The organism is Brevibacillus brevis (assembly GCF_900637055.1).
Taxonomy (GTDB): domain Bacteria; phylum Bacillota; class Bacilli; order Brevibacillales; family Brevibacillaceae; genus Brevibacillus; species Brevibacillus brevis.
Map to the genome: position 1 here is coordinate 252,468 of NZ_LR134338.1, position 17,199 is coordinate 269,666.

The 17,199-nt window shown below is 48.7% G+C and carries 14 protein-coding genes; 13 read left to right on the forward strand and 1 reads right to left on the reverse strand.

From position 1 onward, the window contains the following. Positions 1–183 precede the first annotated feature (183 nt). From rpoB to EL268_RS01495, 8 genes are all read left to right on the forward strand, one after another. A complete protein-coding gene (rpoB, locus tag EL268_RS01460; RefSeq protein ID WP_106656576.1) occupies positions 184–3,723 on the forward strand; it encodes a DNA-directed RNA polymerase subunit beta in 3,540 nt (1,179 codons plus the stop codon). Between the two features lie 29 nt (positions 3,724–3,752). After that, entirely contained in the window at positions 3,753–7,379 is a 3,627-nt protein-coding gene (gene rpoC, locus EL268_RS01465) for a DNA-directed RNA polymerase subunit beta' (protein ID WP_106656575.1), read from the forward strand. A 235-nt stretch (positions 7,380–7,614) separates the two neighbouring features. After that, positions 7,615–7,869 (forward strand): 50S ribosomal protein L7ae-like protein, encoded by a 255-nt coding sequence (locus tag EL268_RS01470; protein WP_017247041.1) that lies wholly within the window; start codon positions 7,615–7,617, stop codon positions 7,867–7,869. A gap of 122 nt (positions 7,870–7,991) precedes the next feature. Beyond that, entirely contained in the window at positions 7,992–8,426 is a 435-nt protein-coding gene (rpsL, locus tag EL268_RS01475) for a 30S ribosomal protein S12 (protein ID WP_012683978.1), read from the forward strand. 57 nt (positions 8,427–8,483) lie between these two features. Continuing rightward, entirely contained in the window at positions 8,484–8,954 is a 471-nt protein-coding gene (gene rpsG / locus EL268_RS01480; RefSeq protein WP_007716226.1) for a 30S ribosomal protein S7, read from the forward strand. 69 nt (positions 8,955–9,023) lie between these two features. Continuing rightward, entirely contained in the window at positions 9,024–11,102 is a 2,079-nt protein-coding gene (gene fusA, locus EL268_RS01485; RefSeq protein WP_106656574.1) for an elongation factor G, read from the forward strand. A gap of 120 nt (positions 11,103–11,222) precedes the next feature. Beyond that, positions 11,223–12,413, forward strand: coding sequence for an elongation factor Tu (tuf, locus tag EL268_RS01490; RefSeq protein WP_106656573.1), 1,191 nt, complete (start codon positions 11,223–11,225; stop codon positions 12,411–12,413). Positions 12,414–12,566: 153 nt separating this feature from the next. After that, positions 12,567–13,508 (forward strand): DMT family transporter, encoded by a 942-nt coding sequence (locus EL268_RS01495; RefSeq protein WP_106656572.1) that lies wholly within the window; start codon positions 12,567–12,569, stop codon positions 13,506–13,508. Between the two features lie 25 nt (positions 13,509–13,533). On the opposite strand, the gene EL268_RS01500 is transcribed toward EL268_RS01495, so the two are convergent. Further along, positions 13,534–13,920, reverse strand: coding sequence for a globin domain-containing protein (locus EL268_RS01500; protein WP_106656571.1), 387 nt, complete (start codon positions 13,918–13,920; stop codon positions 13,534–13,536). A gap of 354 nt (positions 13,921–14,274) precedes the next feature. On the opposite strand from EL268_RS01500, the gene rpsJ reads away from it, so the two are divergent. The 5 genes from rpsJ to rplB all read left to right on the forward strand — a co-directional run bounded on the left by rpsJ (position 14,275) and on the right by rplB (position 17,159). Continuing rightward, complete coding sequence (rpsJ, locus tag EL268_RS01510; RefSeq protein WP_005828858.1) at positions 14,275–14,583, forward strand: 30S ribosomal protein S10; 309 nt, start codon at positions 14,275–14,277, stop codon at positions 14,581–14,583. A gap of 149 nt (positions 14,584–14,732) precedes the next feature. After that, positions 14,733–15,362: a 50S ribosomal protein L3 gene (gene rplC / locus EL268_RS01515; RefSeq protein WP_106656570.1), complete on the forward strand. Its 630-nt coding sequence runs from the start codon at positions 14,733–14,735 to the stop codon at positions 15,360–15,362. Between the two features lie 20 nt (positions 15,363–15,382). Beyond that, on the forward strand, positions 15,383–16,006 hold the full coding sequence (gene rplD, locus EL268_RS01520) for a 50S ribosomal protein L4 (protein WP_106656569.1): 624 nt from the start codon (positions 15,383–15,385) through the stop codon (positions 16,004–16,006). Beyond that, the gene (gene rplW / locus EL268_RS01525; protein WP_007716243.1) at positions 16,006–16,296 is read left to right on the forward strand and encodes a 50S ribosomal protein L23; all 291 of its coding nucleotides are present in this window, start codon (positions 16,006–16,008) and stop codon (positions 16,294–16,296) included. Before rplD ends, rplW begins: the two co-directional genes overlap by 1 nt. Before the next feature lie 32 nt (positions 16,297–16,328). Next, a complete protein-coding gene (rplB, locus tag EL268_RS01530; RefSeq protein WP_012683985.1) occupies positions 16,329–17,159 on the forward strand; it encodes a 50S ribosomal protein L2 in 831 nt (276 codons plus the stop codon). Positions 17,160–17,199: the final 40 nt, after the last annotated feature.

Genomic DNA, 17,199 nt, shown 5'->3' on the forward strand with positions numbered 1-17,199 from the left:
TTTCCTGAGATAGGAATGTTTGCGTGAAAACATGGGAATTCTTTTAAAATAGAGTTTCTCTGGGTTAAAAATGGTTGAAGCTGCTTTAACCCATTTTTATTTTTAGGCATTCGAATGCGACTGAAAAAAGTTGCCGAATGCCGAGTTTCTATGTGTGAAAACACAACCTGAGGGGTGAATAAGTTGGCAGGTAAAGTGATTCAAAGTGGCCGACACCGCCAGCGTCGTACGTATTCACGTATTAACGAAGTGCTGGGCCTTCCAAATCTCATCGAGATTCAACAAAAGTCCTACCAGTGGTTCCTTGATGAGGGGCTCCGTGAGATGTTCCAAGACATTTCGCCAATCCAGGACTTCACAGGTAATCTCGTGCTGGAGTTTATCGACTACAGCTTGGGAGAGCCGAAGTACGATGTTGACGAGTCGAAAGAACGTGACGTCACCTATGCGGCGCCTCTGCGTGTGAAGGTACGTTTGTTGAACAAAGAGACGGGAGAAGTGAAGGAACAAGAAGTATTCATGGGGGACTTCCCGCTCATGACCGAAACGGGAACCTTCATTATTAATGGTGCTGAGCGCGTTATTGTCAGCCAGCTTGTTCGTTCCCCCAGTGTATATTACAACACCAAAGTGGACAAAAACGGCAAGCAGACGTTTACAGCTACAGTAATCCCGAACCGGGGTGCTTGGCTGGAGCTGGAGACCGATGCGAAGGACGTTATTTATGTCCGCATCGACCGTACGCGAAAAATCCCGGTAACGGTTCTTTTGCGTGCGTTGGGCTTTGGTTCCGACATCGAGATTCTCAACTTGCTGGGTGAAGATGAATACATCAAGAACACGCTGGAAAAAGACAATACCGATTCTACGGAAAAAGCGCTCATTGAAATCTACGAGCGTCTTCGTCCGGGTGAGCCACCAACAGTCGAAAATGCGAAGAGCCTCTTGATCTCTCGTTTCTTCGACCCTAAGCGCTATGATTTGGCTTCTGTTGGTCGTTACAAAATGAACAAAAAGCTTCATTTGAAAAACCGTCTGTACAACCAACGTTTGGCTGAAACGCTGATCGATACGACAACAGGTGAAATTTTTGCCGAAGCAGGTCAAATGATTGACCGTCGTGTCCTGGATCGCATCTTGCCAGCGCTGGAAGGCAATGTCGGCTTTATCGATGTTCGCACGCATGGCGGTGTATTGGAAGATGAAGCGATTCATTTGCAATCTATCAATATTTTCTCTCCGATCGAGGATGGCAAGATCATCAAAGTAATCGGAAACGGAAATGTAGATAAGTCCTTCAAACATATTACGCCGGCGGATATCGTATCGGCGATCAACTATTTCATGAACCTCCTGCACGGTGTAGGTTCCACAGACGATATCGACCACTTGGGTAACCGTCGTCTGCGTTCCGTGGGTGAGCTTCTGCAGAACCAGTTCCGTATCGGTTTGTCCCGTATGGAGCGTGTAGTTCGTGAACGCATGTCCATCCAGGATCAAAACCAAATTACACCGCAAGCTCTCATTAACATCCGTCCAGTGATTGCATCACTGAAGGAGTTCTTTGGTAGCTCGCAGCTGTCCCAGTTCATGGATCAAACAAATCCATTGGCTGAGCTGACGCACAAACGCCGTCTGTCCGCACTCGGACCTGGTGGTTTGACGCGTGAGCGCGCGGGCTTCGAAGTGCGCGACGTTCACCACTCCCACTACGGTCGTATGTGTCCAATTGAGACGCCAGAGGGACCAAACATTGGTTTGATCAACTCCCTGTCGTCCTTTGCACGCATTAACGACTACGGATTCATCGAAACGCCTCGTCGTAAAGTAGATCCGGAAACAGGCTTCGTGTTGACTGATATCAGCTACTTGACTGCTGATGAGGAAGACGTGTTCAACGTGGCACAGGCGAATCAGCCACTTGATGAAGATGGCCGTTTCGTAAACGACATGGTAATCTGCCGTCGTAAAGGTGAGATCTTGAGCGTACCGCGCGACAAGGTAGACTTCATGGACGTATCGCCGAAGCAGGTTGTATCCGTTGCGACAGCGCTGATTCCGTTCCTCGAGAACGATGACGCCAACCGCGCACTGATGGGTTCAAACATGCAGCGGCAGGCCGTTCCGCTTTTGATTCCACAAGCACCGTTTGTCGGTACGGGTATGGAGCATAAAGCAGCGCAAGACTCCGGCGTGGCGATCGTTGCCAAGCATCCTGGTCAAGTAGAGCGCGTAACGGCTCGCGAAATTTGGATTCGTCGTTACCAAGAAATCGACGGTAGAAAAGTTGCTGGCGATCTCGATAAATACAAAATGCACAAGTTTATCCGTTCCAACCAAGGTACCTGCATCAACCAGCGTCCAATCGTAAGCACTGGAGACTGGATTGAAAAAGGCGATATCATTGGGGACGGCCCATCCACTGAAAAAGGTGAATTGGCTCTCGGTCGTAACGTAATCGTTGCGTTTATGACGTGGGAAGGATACAACTACGAAGACGCGATTCTTCTGAGTGAAAAACTTGTAAAAGATGACGTGTATACGTCTATCCATATTGAAGAATACGAGTCCGAAGCTCGCGACACCAAGCTGGGTCCAGAGGAAATCACTCGCGATATTCCAAACGTCGGGGAAGATGCTCTGAAAAACCTGGACGAACGCGGTATCATCCGTGTTGGTGCGGAGATTCAGGACGGCGACATTCTCGTTGGTAAGGTTACACCTAAAGGGGTTACTGAGCTGACAGCAGAAGAACGTCTCCTGCATGCCATCTTCGGTGAAAAAGCTCGTGAAGTTCGTGATACATCCCTGCGCGTACCGCATGGTGGTTCCGGTATCATCGTAGACGTAAAAGTATTTACGCGTGAGAATGGCGACGAATTGCCACCAGGCGTAAACCAACTGGTTCGCGTTTACATCGCCCAAAAACGGAAAATCTCCGTGGGTGACAAAATGGCCGGTCGACATGGTAACAAAGGGGTTATCGCCCGCATCATGGCGGAAGAAGATATGCCGTTCCTGCCAGATGGCTCTCCAGTAGAGATCGTACTCAACCCGTTGGGCGTACCTTCGCGTATGAACATCGGTCAGGTATTGGAGACTCACTTGGGTATGGCAGCGAAGCTTCTGGGTATCCACGTAGCAACGCCGGTATTTGACGGTGCACGTCAGGCAGAAGTATTCGAAACGTTGGAAGAAGCAGGTCTGGATCGTGACGGAAAAACGATCTTGTTTGATGGTCGTACAGGTGAACCGTTTGACCGCCGTGTAACGGTAGGTTGCGTATACATGCTGAAACTGGCTCACTTGGTTGACGACAAAATCCATGCTCGTTCTACTGGTCCTTACTCTCTTGTTACGCAGCAGCCATTGGGTGGTAAAGCTCAATTCGGTGGACAGCGTTTCGGGGAGATGGAGGTTTGGGCATTGGAAGCATACGGTGCTGCCTACACCTTGCAAGAAATCCTCACTGTCAAGTCGGATGACGTCGTGGGCCGCGTGAAAACGTACGAAGCGATCGTTAAGGGCGAAAACGTTCCAGAACCAGGTGTTCCAGAGTCCTTCAAGGTATTGATCAAGGAACTCCAGAGCTTGGGTATGGACGTGAAGATTCTGTCCGGTGACGAGCAGGAGATTGAAATGCGTGAAATGGAAGACGAGGATGAAGGCAACGGTGAAAAACTGAACCTCGTTCTCGAAGGCGGAAGCTTGAACGACGAGTAAGATTCCGGTACAAAGGGAGGTAACGCCCTGTGATTGACGTGAACAACTTCGAATATATGAAGATCGGCTTGGCTTCCCCCGATAAGATCCGTTCGTGGTCTTTCGGGGAAGTGAAGAAGCCTGAGACGATCAACTACCGCACACTGAAACCGGAAAAAGACGGCTTGTTCTGCGAACGCATCTTTGGACCGACCAAGGACTGGGAATGCCATTGCGGTAAATACAAGCGTGTTCGTTATAAAGGTGTAGTGTGCGACCGTTGTGGCGTGGAAGTGACCCGCGCCAAAGTACGGCGTGAGCGTATGGGGCACATTGAACTGGCTGCCCCAGTTTCTCACATCTGGTACTTCAAAGGGATTCCAAGCCGTATGGGCTTGGTGCTCGACATGTCCCCTCGTTCCCTGGAGGAAGTAATCTACTTTGCTTCTTACGTAGTAACCGATCCAGGTGACACTCCTCTCGATAAAAAGCAATTGCTCTCCGAAAAAGAGTATCGCAACTATCGTGAGAAATACGGCCACTCCTTCCAAGCGATGATGGGAGCAGAAGCGATCAAACGCCTGCTTGCAGAAATCGATCTGGATAAAGACGTGGAAACGTTAAAAGAAGATTTGAAAACGGCACAAGGTCAACGCCGCAACCGTGCGATCAAGCGTCTGGAAGTGCTCGAGGCATTCCGCAACTCCGGTAACCACCCGGATTGGATGGTTCTCGACGTACTGCCGGTTATTCCGCCAGAGCTTCGTCCAATGGTTCAGTTGGATGGTGGACGTTTTGCTACTTCCGACCTGAATGACCTGTACCGCCGTGTAATCAACCGTAATAACCGTCTGAAGCGCCTGCTCGAACTGGGTGCTCCTGACATTATCGTACAAAACGAGAAACGCATGCTGCAGGAAGCAGTAGACGCGCTCATCGACAACGGTCGTCGTGGACGTCCGGTAACAGGACCAGGTAACCGTCCTTTGAAATCTCTCAGCCACATGCTGAAAGGTAAACAAGGCCGTTTCCGTCAAAACCTGCTCGGTAAGCGTGTTGACTACTCCGGTCGTTCCGTTATCGTTGTAGGACCTAATCTGAAGATGTATCAGTGCGGTTTGCCTAAAGAAATGGCACTGGAGCTCTTCAAGCCGTTCGTGATGAAAGAGCTGGTTTCCAAAGGCCTCGCTCACAACATCAAGAGCGCAAAGCGCAAGGTTGAGCGCGTTCAGCCAGAGGTATGGGACGTTCTCGAGGACGTTATTCGCGAACACCCGGTACTGTTGAACCGTGCCCCCACCTTGCACCGTCTGGGTATCCAGGCATTCGAACCAGTTCTGGTTGAAGGCCGTGCGATCCGTCTGCATCCGCTCGTTTGTACAGCGTACAACGCGGACTTCGACGGTGACCAAATGGCGGTTCACGTTCCGTTGTCTGCTGAAGCACAGGCGGAAGCCCGTATTCTCATGCTGGCAGCGCAGAACATCTTGAATCCGAAAGACGGTAAACCGGTAGTAACACCATCCCAGGACATGGTGCTTGGTTCTTACTACCTGACACTGGAACGCGAAGGCGACAAAGGCGAGGGTACAATTTATCGTGATCCTCACGATGCGATTGCCGCTTATCAGCAAGGCTTTATCAGCCTGCATACGCGCATCGCTCTGCCAGCAAAACGCCTGAACAAAACCAGCTTTACTGAACGTCAAGAGAACGCGCTTCTCGTAACGACAGTAGGGAAAGTGATCTTCAACGAGATCTTCCCTGCAGATCTGCCGTTCATCAATGCACCGACCAAGGCTAACCTGCAATTTATGGTTCCAGACGAGTGCTTTATCTTTGATAAAGGTACAAATGTTTCAGAGTTCATCAAGAACCTGCCTGATCCGGGTGCGGTGAAGAAAGGCTTCTTGGGAACGATCATTTCCGAGTGCTTCCGTCGTTTCGGTACGATGAAAACGTCCATGATCCTCGACAAGATCAAGGAACTGGGCTTCACGTACTCGACAAAAGCAGGTATCACGATTGCCGTAGCGGACATTGCGGTACCAGGAAAGAAAAAAGATATCCTCGACGCAGCAGACGAGAAGGTTGCAACTGTTATGACGCAGTTCCGTCGCGGTTTGATCACCGAGGACGAGCGCTATGACCGCGTAATCTCCATCTGGTCCAAAGCGAAGGATGAAGTAACAGACGTTTTGATGAAGTCCATGGATAAGTTCAATGCGATCTTCATGATGGCGAACTCCGGTGCCCGTGGTAACGTATCCCAGATCACTCAGCTGGCTGGTATGCGCGGTCTGATGGCAAACCCATCCGGTCGAATCATCGAGTTGCCGATTAAATCCAACTTCCGTGAAGGTCTGACGGTATTGGAGTACTTTATCTCCACGCACGGTGCGCGTAAAGGTCTCGCCGATACAGCCTTGCGTACAGCGGACTCGGGTTACCTGACTCGTCGTCTGGTAGACGTTGCCCAAGACGTGATTGTACGCGAAACCGATTGCGGAACAGATAAAGGTATCCGTGTAACAGCGATCAAGGATGGTAAAGAAGAAATCGAGAAGCTGTCTGACCGTCTGGTAGGACGTACTTGCTTCGAGACTTTGCGCCACCCTGAGACAAAAGAAATCATCGTGCACCGCAATGAGGAAATCTCTGAAGAGGTTGCCGAGTATATCGAAAAAGTAGGAATCACTGACGTTTACATCCGTAACGTACTTGCTTGCCGCACCAGCCACGGTGTCTGCAAACTGTGCTACGGACGCAACCTGGCAACAGGAGCCGAGGTGGAAGTGGGAGAAGCAGTTGGTATTATCGCTGCACAATCCATTGGTGAGCCGGGTACCCAGCTGACCATGCGTACCTTCCATACCGGTGGGGTTGCGGGAGACGATATTACCCAAGGTTTGCCGCGTATTCAGGAGTTGTTCGAAGCGCGTAATCCGAAAGGGCAAGCAGTCATCTCCGAAATCGATGGTGAAGTTGTTGATATTCGCGAAGGGAAAGATCGTCGCGAGATCGAAGTACGTGGGGAAGCGGAGAACAAAGTGTATGCAGCACCGTATGGCTCGCGCATCAAGGTTTCTGTTGGTGTCAAGCTGAATGCCGGTGATGAGCTCACGGAAGGTTCCGTAGACCCGAAAGAAATGCTCAAAGTTCGCGGTATGCGCGGCGTTTCCAACTACATCTTGCAAGAGGTACAAAAAGTTTACCGTATGCAAGGGGTAGAAATTAACGACAAGCACGTAGAGGTTATGATTCGTCAGATGCTGCGCAAACTGCGCGTTATCGACAGCGGAGATACAGACCTCTTGCCAGGTTCCTATGTTGAGGTTCCAGAATTTGAGCAAGCGAACGCAAAAGTTCTCATGGAAGGCAGAAATCCAGCAGTGGGCCGTCCGGTTCTTCTGGGGATCACCAAAGCATCCCTCGAAACCGACTCCTTCCTGTCGGCAGCATCCTTCCAGGAAACAACTCGCGTTCTTACCGATGCAGCGATCAAAGGAAAAGTGGACCGCTTGCTAGGTTTGAAAGAGAACGTTATTATCGGGAAGCTGGTTCCAGCAGGTACCGGTATGTCACGTTACCGCAATGTAAAAGTTGCTAGTCAAGTAGATTACGAAGCAGAGCTGGAAGCAGCGAAAGCTGAGCAAGAAGCAGTTTCTGTAGAGTAATTGCGGGAAAAGCGCCCATCACCGTTGGTGGGCGCTTTCCTAAACGTATAGGAATTTATAAAATAAATTCCGGAGCGCATCAAAACTTTCCGCTAAAACGCGGTCGCTCCGCCATGAATAGGCCTCGATAGAGGTTTAGTTAATAAAAATATCAAATGGGCGTTGACAACAACTAGTCCACCTGATATTATATTCAAGTGTGCCTGACATCTGTACTTTGGAGGATATGAGAATCATGTCTTATGAAAAAGTAGAGCGGGCCAAGGACTTGACAATCGGCATTAAGCAGACGATCAAAGCTGTTGAAAGCCAACAGGTAGAAGCGGTGTATATCGCTGTTGATGCAGATAAGCGTTTGACCCAAAAAGTCGAGCTCCTTTGCAAAGAGAAGGGTGTTCCAGTCATTCATGTAGATTCCATGCGCCGTCTAGGCAAAGCGTGCGGAATTGAAGTGGGAGCGGCAACCGCTGCGATTAAGAAAAGTGGTTAACGATGTTTTTGTCTGTGGTTACACGTTGCGTAATACTGGACAAGGACTTTCTATTTGGCCTAAAAATGACTCACCTGGATCTGTGGTCTTGAAGATTGGGTATTAAGAAGGGAGGTAACATCATGCCTACAATTAACCAATTGGTGCGTAAAGGTCGCGAGGATAAGGTTGTGAAGTCGAAGTCCCCAGCTCTTCAAAAGGGGTACAACAGCTTCAAGAAAAGCCAAACCAACCAAAGCTCTCCTCAAAAACGTGGTGTTTGCACTCGTGTAGGTACCATGACTCCGAAAAAACCGAACTCCGCGTTGCGTAAATACGCTCGTGTGCGTTTGACAAACGGAATCGAGGTAACAGCTTACATCGGTGGTATCGGCCACAACCTGCAAGAGCATAGCGTCGTGCTGGTGCGCGGCGGTCGTGTAAAAGACTTGCCAGGGGTACGCTACCATATCGTTCGTGGTGCTCTTGACACTGCTGGTGTGAACAACCGTAAACAAGGTCGTTCCAAATACGGTACTAAGCGTCCGAAGCCAGGTCAAGCAGCAGCGAAGAAGTAATAAGAAAAGCGCCTGTGAAGTGGCGTGAATTTATAACGAAAAGAAGGAGGGAATACGATGCCTCGTAAAGGTCCTGTAACCCGTCGTGACGTGCTGCCTGATCCTATTCACAACAGCAAGTTGGTTACTCGCTTGATTAACCGCCTGATGTTGGATGGTAAGCGCGGTGTAGCTCAGAACATTCTCTACAACGCATTTGACATCATCCAGGAGCGCACAGGTCGCAACCCGATGGAAGTGTTTGAAGAAGCACTGAAAAACGTAATGCCAGTACTGGAAGTTAAAGCTCGCCGTGTAGGTGGTGCTAACTATCAAGTACCAATCGAAGTAAAACCGGAGCGCCGTACCACTCTTGGTCTGCGTTGGATGGTTAACTACTCCCGTAACCGTGGAGAGAAAACCATGGAACAACGCTTGGCTAACGAGATCATGGACGCTGCTAACAACACCGGTGCAGCAGTTAAAAAGCGTGAAGACACGCACAAGATGGCTGAAGCGAACAAAGCGTTTGCTCACTATCGCTGGTAGGAATTGAATCGGGTGTCCGTTTTGGATACCCGTTTATTCTCAAACTCGAGTATGGAAGGAGCATACCTAATGGCTCGCGAGTTCTCTTTGCCGAATACGCGTAATATCGGTATCATGGCTCACATCGATGCTGGTAAGACGACGACTACTGAGCGTATTCTGTTCTACACTGGTCGTGTTCACAAAATTGGTGAGGTGCACGAAGGTGCAGCTACAATGGACTGGATGGAACAAGAGCAAGAGCGCGGTATTACCATTACTTCGGCTGCTACTACTGCTCAATGGGCTGGTCATCGTATCAACATCATTGATACACCAGGTCACGTAGACTTCACTGTAGAAGTTGAGCGCTCCCTGCGCGTTCTTGACGGTGCTGTAACCGTTTTTGACGCAAAAGGTGGCGTTGAGCCGCAAACCGAAACAGTATGGCGCCAAGCTGACCGCTATGGCGTACCGCGCATGTGCTACATCAACAAAATGGATATCTTGGGTGCTAACTTCGATATGTGCTTGGGTCAGATCAAATCTCGCCTGGGTGCAAATCCAGTAGCTATCCAATATCCAATCGGTGCAGAAGATCAATTCAAAGGTATGGTTGACCTGATTGAAATGAAGGCAATCGTATATACTGATGACTTGGGTAAAACTTCTGACTCCGCTGAAATTCCTGCTGACATTCTGGCACGTTGCGAAGAACTTCGCATGGCTATGGTTGAAGCAGCTGCTGAACAAGACGAAGAGCTCATGATGAAGTACTTGGAAGGCGAAGAGCTGACCAACGAAGAAATCCGTGCTGCTCTGCGTAAGGGTACTATCGAGTGCAAACTGACGCCGGTAATGTGCGGTTCTTCTTACCGTAACAAAGGTGTTCAGCCTATGCTGGACAACGTTGTAGCTTACCTGCCGTCCCCGGTAGATATCCCTGCAATCAAAGGTACATTGCCAGATACTGATGAAGAAGTAGATCGTCCAGCTGATGATAACGGTCCGTTCTCTGCTCTTGCGTTCAAGATCATGACTGACCCTTATGTAGGCCGTCTGACATTCTTCCGTGTATACTCCGGTGTACTGAACTCCGGTTCTTATGTGCTCAACTCTACTAAAGGTAAGCGTGAGCGTGTAGGCCGTATCCTGCAAATGCACGCAAACCACCGTGAAGAAATCCAAACGGTTTACTCCGGTGACATTGCTGCTGCAGTAGGTTTGAAAGATACAACAACTGGTGACACTCTGTGTGATGAAAAGGCTCCTGTTATCCTCGAGTCTATGGAATTCCCAGAGCCAGTTATCTCTGTTGCGATCGAACCAAAATCCAAAGCAGACCAAGACAAGATGGGTATCGGCCTGTCCAAGCTGGCTGAAGAGGATCCAACGTTCAGAACACGCACAGACGAAGAGACTGGTCAAACAATCATCTCCGGTATGGGTGAGCTTCACCTGGAGATCATCGTTGACCGTCTGAAACGCGAATTTAAAGTTGAGTCGAACGTAGGTGCTCCACAGGTTGCTTACCGTGAAACATTCCGTAACCCAGCTAAAGTGGAAGGTAAATTCGTTCGTCAGTCCGGTGGTCGTGGTCAATACGGTCACGTTTGGGTGGAGTTCGCTCCTCTCGAGCCGGGTCAAGGCTTCCAATTCGAAAACAAAATCGTTGGTGGTGTAGTACCACGCGAATACATCCCTGCTGTTCAAGCGGGTATCGAAGAATCGATGAAAAATGGTGTTATCGCCGGCTTCCCGCTGGTTGATATCAAAGCTACTATCGTAGACGGTAGCTACCATGATGTCGACTCCTCCGAGATGGCATTTAAAGTAGCAGGTTCCCTCGCATTGAAGGAAGCTGCGAAAAAATGTGGCGCTGTACTGCTCGAGCCAATCATGAAAGTAGAAGTTACAATGCCTGAAGAGTACATGGGCGACGTAATGGGTGACCTGAACTCCCGCCGCGGTCGTATCGAAGGTATGGAAGCTCGTGCAAATGCACAAGTAATCCGTGCAATGGTACCACTGTCCGAGATGTTCGGATATTCCACAGTTCTGCGTTCCCGTACTCAAGGTCGTGGCGTTTACTCCATGGTGATCGACCACTACGAAGAAGTACCTAAATTTATCGCTGAAGAGATCATCAAGAAATCTAAAGGCGAATAATTACAGGTTACGACTTTATCTTGCAACCAGAAAGGTTTACAATATTGAAGGGACAACCATTCGTAAGGTAAACCTTTCTTCAAACCATAAAACCCTTATGTATAAGGAGGCTTTACTCTCATGGCAAAAGAAAAGTTTGAGCGTAATAAACCACACGTTAACATCGGTACTATCGGTCACGTTGACCATGGTAAAACTACCCTGACTGCTGCTATTACAACTGTATTGGCACAACAAGGTAAAGCAAAAGCTATGAACTACGCTGCAATTGACGCTGCTCCAGAAGAAAAAGAGCGTGGTATCACAATCAACACTGCTCACGTTGAGTACGAAACTGAAAACCGTCACTATGCTCACGTTGACTGCCCTGGTCACGCTGACTACGTGAAAAACATGATTACTGGTGCTGCTCAAATGGACGGCGCTATCCTGGTTGTATCCGCAGCTGATGGCCCAATGCCACAAACTCGCGAGCACATCCTGCTCTCCAAGCAAGTAGGCGTACCTTACATCGTAGTATTCATGAACAAATGCGACATGGTAGACGATGAAGAGTTGTTGGAACTGGTTGAAATGGAAATCCGTGACCTGTTGTCTCAATATGAGTTCCCAGGTGACGACACTCCAGTAATCAAAGGTTCTGCTAAAGAAGCTTTGGACAACCCAACTGGCGAGTGGGCTAAGAAAATCGCTGAACTGATGGATGCTGTTGACACTTACATCCCAACTCCTGAGCGTGCAACTGACAAGCCTTTCCTGATGCCTGTAGAGGACGTGTTCACGATCACTGGTCGTGGTACTGTTGCTACTGGTCGTGTAGAGCGCGGTATCGTTAAAGTTGGTGACCAAGTAGAAATCATTGGTCTGGCTGAAGAAACAAAAGCTACAACTGTAACTGGTGTTGAGATGTTCCGCAAATTGCTGGATCAAGCTCAAGCTGGTGACAACATCGGTGCTCTGCTGCGCGGTGTAGACCGTAACGACATCGAGCGTGGACAATGCTTGGCGAAACCAGGTTCCGTTAAGCCTTACACTAAGTTCAAAGCAGAAGTTTACGTTCTGTCCAAAGAAGAGGGCGGACGTCACACTCCTTTCTTTGCTAACTACCGTCCACAATTCTACTTCCGTACAACTGACGTAACAGGTATCATCCAACTGCCAGAAGGCGTTGAAATGATCATGCCTGGCGACAACACTGAGTTCACTGTAGAACTGATCGCTCCAGTAGCGATGGAACAAGGTACTCGCTTCGCGATCCGCGAAGGTGGCCGTACAGTAGGCGCTGGCGTTGTAGCTTCTATCGACGCGTAAGATATACGGATATACAAAACCCGACAACTTTGGTTGTCGGGTTTTTTTATGCTCTTTTATCGAATTTTTAAATAACTCCCATCAAAATCATTCAATTTGCCTCTCGTAGCAATATGCTACAATACCATCAGGATTGGATGGGGGATAGTAGAGATGAAAAATAATGAGCGATTATTGTTTCTTATGCTTGCGGGTGTTGTCACGCTGTGGGGCTTGAACGTCGTCATGGTCAAGTATTTAACAACGTTTCCTCCATTATATGTCGCGGCCATACGCATGACTGTCGGTGGAATATGTTTATCGCCACTCATCTTCTTATACCGAAAGAGTTTGCGATTTAGCAAAACAGATTGGTTCTTGTTGGCCGGAGTCGGTGCTAGTTCTATCGCGCTTCATCAAATAACGCTTGCAGCCGGTGTTCAATACACGACGGCAGGAAATGCATCGCTTATTCTTGGATTAAATCCGTTGGCAACGGCACTCTTGGCAATGCTTTTCTTAGGGGAAGGCATGTCGTTGAAAAAAGGGCTTGGCATTGGAATGGGTTTTGCGGGAGTGTTGATTGTCGTCATCTCTCAGCACGGCGGCCTTCATATGAATGGCTGGGGAGATGCTATTATGTTTTTCTCCATGCTTATGTATGTAACGGGGGGTTTACTCATACGGAAATTGGTCGTAAGAGGTGTACCGGTACTCTTAATTACGGCTTTATCGCAAATGTTTGGGGTCATCTTCTTGTGGGGAGTCGCATTGACTGTCCAACCAGCTTCCTATTATCTCTCTTTGGACGTTTCTCCCTTCCAGTGGCTTGTGATTTTTGCTTCAGGTGCGCTATCAACTGCGCTCGGCTCGATCGGTTGGAATTATGGGATACGCCAGCTGGGAGCGAGTCGAACGGCTGTTTTCCTAAATGGAATGCCAATGGCCAGTTTGGTATTTGCGGCGATATTCCTGGGAGAAAGCCTTCAACTTGTACACTTACTAGCATTGTGTATGATCGTAGGCGGTGTATACTTGGGATCGCGTAGCTTGGTGAGACCGAAAGCTACAAGTGCGGCAGCGGCAGCAACCTCTGATATAACAACAAAAGCGTAGGACAGTAATTGTCCTACGCTTTTTCTTATTGATCCCACTTATTGACCATATGATGAGCAGTTAAACGCAAGCGATCAAAGATTTGCTCCCGAATTTCGCCTTCCAGTCCAGTCAGGTCCATGGCTTTATCCATACAAGAGAGCCAAGCCTCTGCCTGTATAGGTCCAATAGGGAACGGCATGTGTCGTGCTCGCAGCATCGGATGACCATGGGCGTCCGAATACAGGCTTGGACCACCGAGAAACTGTGTCAAAAACTGATATTGACGTTCCTTCACGTGGGTTAAATCTTCAGGGAAGAGGTCAGTAATGTCGGGATGCTGCTTAACCAGATCGTAAAAGGTATCGACAAGACGGGCCAAGGTATCTGCACCGCCAATGATTTCATAAGGGGGTTGATTCAAATCAGACATTGAGGATAACCTCCATTTCATAGCGTACAACCATAAGTATAACGTCTTCCTTCTATTATAGATAGATGAGTCAGCGAGTTGGCAGGTAATCCCGCTTGCCTTCCTTCGCGGAAATCTGTAATATGATCAAGGTGAGCCATTCAGTAGGCACACCATGTACAAAAAAATATACGGAAACCCAAGAAAAAACTTGCGTTGCCCAAATCTTTTTAGTACAATATTGAATGTTGGTCATGGACTTGCGATGATGTGGGAGGTTGCTGACACACCCGGCCCCTTTGCCATGACCGGGGTGCAGGATATTTCCACGGAGAAATGTCTGTTTAAAAAATGGGCGAAAAAGGAGGGACTTCAATGGCAAAGCAAAAGATTCGTATTCGTTTGAAGGCGTATGATCACAAAATCCTGGATCAGTCCGCAGAAAAAATTGTGGACACTGCGAAGCGTTCCGGTGCTAACGTATCCGGTCCAATTCCACTCCCTACGGAGAAAGCAGTTTACACGATCCTGCGTGCGGTTCATAAGTACAAAGATTCTCGTGAGCAATTCGAGATGCGTACACACAAACGTTTGATCGACATCTTGAACCCAACACCACAAACAGTAGATGCTTTGATGCGTCTGGATCTGCCATCTGGTGTGGATATCGAGATTAAACTGTAAGGTCCCAAAAAGCGATACACGCGCAGACGTTGTCTTGATAAGCGTGTTATACCAAGCAACAAACCCTTAAAATGGCACCCCTGCGCATCGGTGGGGACTTGATACAACATAAAAACGTTTTACTGAAATAAGCACAGGAGGTGGCACAAATGACCAAAGGAATCTTAGGGAAAAAACTTGGCATGACTCAAGTTTTTGGTCCAAACGGAACAGCGACTGCTGTAACGGTCATCGAAGTTGGTTCTAACGTAGTTCTTCAGAAGAAAGACGTTGAGAACGACGGTTATGAAGCGATTCAAATCGGCTTCGAAGACAAAAAAGAACAGCGCGCTAACAAGCCGGAAAAAGGACATGCAGCGAAAGCTAACACTGCTCCTAAGCGCTTCATTCGCGAAATTCGCGGAGTTAACCTCGCTGATTACGAGGTTGGTCAAGAGTTGAAGGCTGACATTTTTGCCGAGGGAGAAATGGTGGACGTAGCTGGCGTATCCAAGGGTAAAGGTTTCCAAGGTGCGATCAAACGTCACAATCAATCCCGCGGTCCTATGGCTCACGGTTCGCGTTACCACCGCGGTCCAGGTTCCATGGGTGCTGTAGCTCCAAACCGCGTATTTAAAGGTCAAACATTGCCAGGTCAAATGGGTGGCGACAACGTTACTATCCAAAACCTGGAAGTAATTAAAGTAGATACAGAACGCAATCTGGTTCTCGTAAAAGGCTCCGTGCCTGGTCCGAAAAACAGCTGCGTACTGGTATCCACGGCAGTCAAGAAGAACTAGTAAGGAAAGGAGGAACTGACATGCCGAAAGTAGCTCTTTATAACCAAACCGGTTCTCAAGTTGGCGAAATCGATCTGGCAGACAGCGTATTTGGGATTGAGCCTAACAGCGCAGTTCTGTACGATGCGATCGTGATGCAACAAGCATCCCAACGCCAAGGTACACATGATGTAAAGAACCGTTCTGAAGTACGTGGTGGTGGCCGCAAGCCATGGCGCCAAAAAGGTACAGGTCGTGCACGCCAAGGTTCCATTCGCTCTCCGCAATGGAAAGGTGGCGGTGTTGTATTCGGTCCAACTCCGCGCAAATACGGTTACAAACTGAACCGTAAAGTTCGTCGTTTGGCTCTGAAATCTGCACTTTCCACGAAAGTACAAAACAACGAACTCCTGGTATTGGAAGCTTTGAACTTCACAGCTCCTAAAACTAAGGAAATGACAGCTGTTCTGAGCAGCTTGAAAGTAGATCGCAAAGTTCTGATCGTTACTTCCGAGTACGACCAAAACGTAGCGCTCGCTTCCCGTAATATCCCAGGTGCAAAAATCGTAGATGCTGCAGGCATTAACGTTCTTGATCTGGTAGCGCATGACAAAGTAATCGTGACGAAAGAAGCGGTTGCGAAAGTAGAGGAGGTGCTCGCATAATGAAGAGCCTTCATGATGTCCTTAAACGCCCTGTCATTACCGAGCGCACCACTGATATGATGGCTGAGAAAAAGTACGTTTTCGAAGTACCTCTCAAAGCCAACAAAACAGAAATCAAACAAGCTGTTGAAAAAGTATTTGGCGTAAAAGTAGAAGCAGTTAACACAGTTCGTGTACCTGCGAAACCAAAACGCTACGGAAAATACTCCGGTTACACGTCCGAGTGGAAGAAAGCAATCGTTAAGCTGACTGATGACAGCAAAGAATTGGCCTTCTACGAGGGAGTATAACCTCGACGACTACCGAAAAGGAGGGTATTAACATGGGTATCAAAAAGTTTAAACCGACTTCTCCTGGTCGTCGCCAAATGACGGTTTCTACTTTCGAGGAGATCACCACGTCGACTCCCGAAAAATCCTTGTTGGCGCCTCTCAGCAAAAAAGCTGGTCGCAACAACCAAGGTAGAATTACCGTTCGTCATCAAGGTGGCGGTCATAAACGTAAATACCGTATTATCGACTTCAAACGTAACAAAGATGGTATCATTGGTCGCGTAGCAACCATTGAATACGATCCAAACCGTTCCGCTAACATCGCGCTGATCAACTATGCAGACGGTGAAAAGCGTTACATTATCGCTCCACACAACCTGAAAGTGGGCGACCAGATCGTATCCGGAGCAGATGCCGACATCAAAATCGGTAACGCACTGCCAATGGAGAAAATCCCGGTAGGTACTACCATCCACAACATCGAGCTGAAACCTGGTAAAGGCGGCCAATTGGTGCGCGCTGCTGGTACTTCCGCTCAATTGCTTGGTCGTGATGGTGAGTTCGTAATCGTTCGCCTGTCTTCCGGTGAAACACGCCGCATTCACAACGTATGCCGCGCTACTATCGGTCAAGTAGGTAACCTGGATCACGAACTGCTGAACATCGGTAAAGCAGGACGTTCCCGCTGGTTGGGTATCCGTCCAACTGTTCGCGGTAGCGTAATGAACCCGAACGATCACCCACACGGTGGTGGTGAAGGTCGCGCTCCAATCGGTCGTAAAGCACCTGTTACTCCTTGGGGTAAACCAACCCTGGGTCTCAAGACTCGCAAGAAGAAGAACAAGTCCGACCAATACATCATCCGCCGCCGCAAGAAGTAAGGTAGGCTGATACTATAACCGAACGCCTTTGGCGAAGGGA

Bases quoted from the DNA above. Each gene is read 5' to 3' on its own strand.
- EL268_RS01470 (WP_017247041.1), top strand. From the start codon at position 7,615: ATGTCTTATGAAAAAGTAGAGCGGGCCAAGGACTTGACAATCGGCATT.
- rpsL (WP_012683978.1), top strand. From the start codon at position 7,992: ATGCCTACAATTAACCAATTGGTGCGTAAAGGTCGCGAGGATAAGGTT.
- rpsG (WP_007716226.1), top strand. From the start codon at position 8,484: ATGCCTCGTAAAGGTCCTGTAACCCGTCGTGACGTGCTGCCTGATCCT.
- fusA (WP_106656574.1), top strand. From the start codon at position 9,024: ATGGCTCGCGAGTTCTCTTTGCCGAATACGCGTAATATCGGTATCATG.
- tuf (WP_106656573.1), top strand. From the start codon at position 11,223: ATGGCAAAAGAAAAGTTTGAGCGTAATAAACCACACGTTAACATCGGT.
- EL268_RS01495 (WP_106656572.1), top strand. From the start codon at position 12,567: ATGAAAAATAATGAGCGATTATTGTTTCTTATGCTTGCGGGTGTTGTC.
- EL268_RS01500 (WP_106656571.1), bottom strand. From the start codon at position 13,920: ATGTCTGATTTGAATCAACCCCCTTATGAAATCATTGGCGGTGCAGAT.
- rpsJ (WP_005828858.1), top strand. From the start codon at position 14,275: ATGGCAAAGCAAAAGATTCGTATTCGTTTGAAGGCGTATGATCACAAA.
- rplC (WP_106656570.1), top strand. From the start codon at position 14,733: ATGACCAAAGGAATCTTAGGGAAAAAACTTGGCATGACTCAAGTTTTT.
- rplD (WP_106656569.1), top strand. From the start codon at position 15,383: ATGCCGAAAGTAGCTCTTTATAACCAAACCGGTTCTCAAGTTGGCGAA.
- rplW (WP_007716243.1), top strand. From the start codon at position 16,006: ATGAAGAGCCTTCATGATGTCCTTAAACGCCCTGTCATTACCGAGCGC.
- rplB (WP_012683985.1), top strand. From the start codon at position 16,329: ATGGGTATCAAAAAGTTTAAACCGACTTCTCCTGGTCGTCGCCAAATG.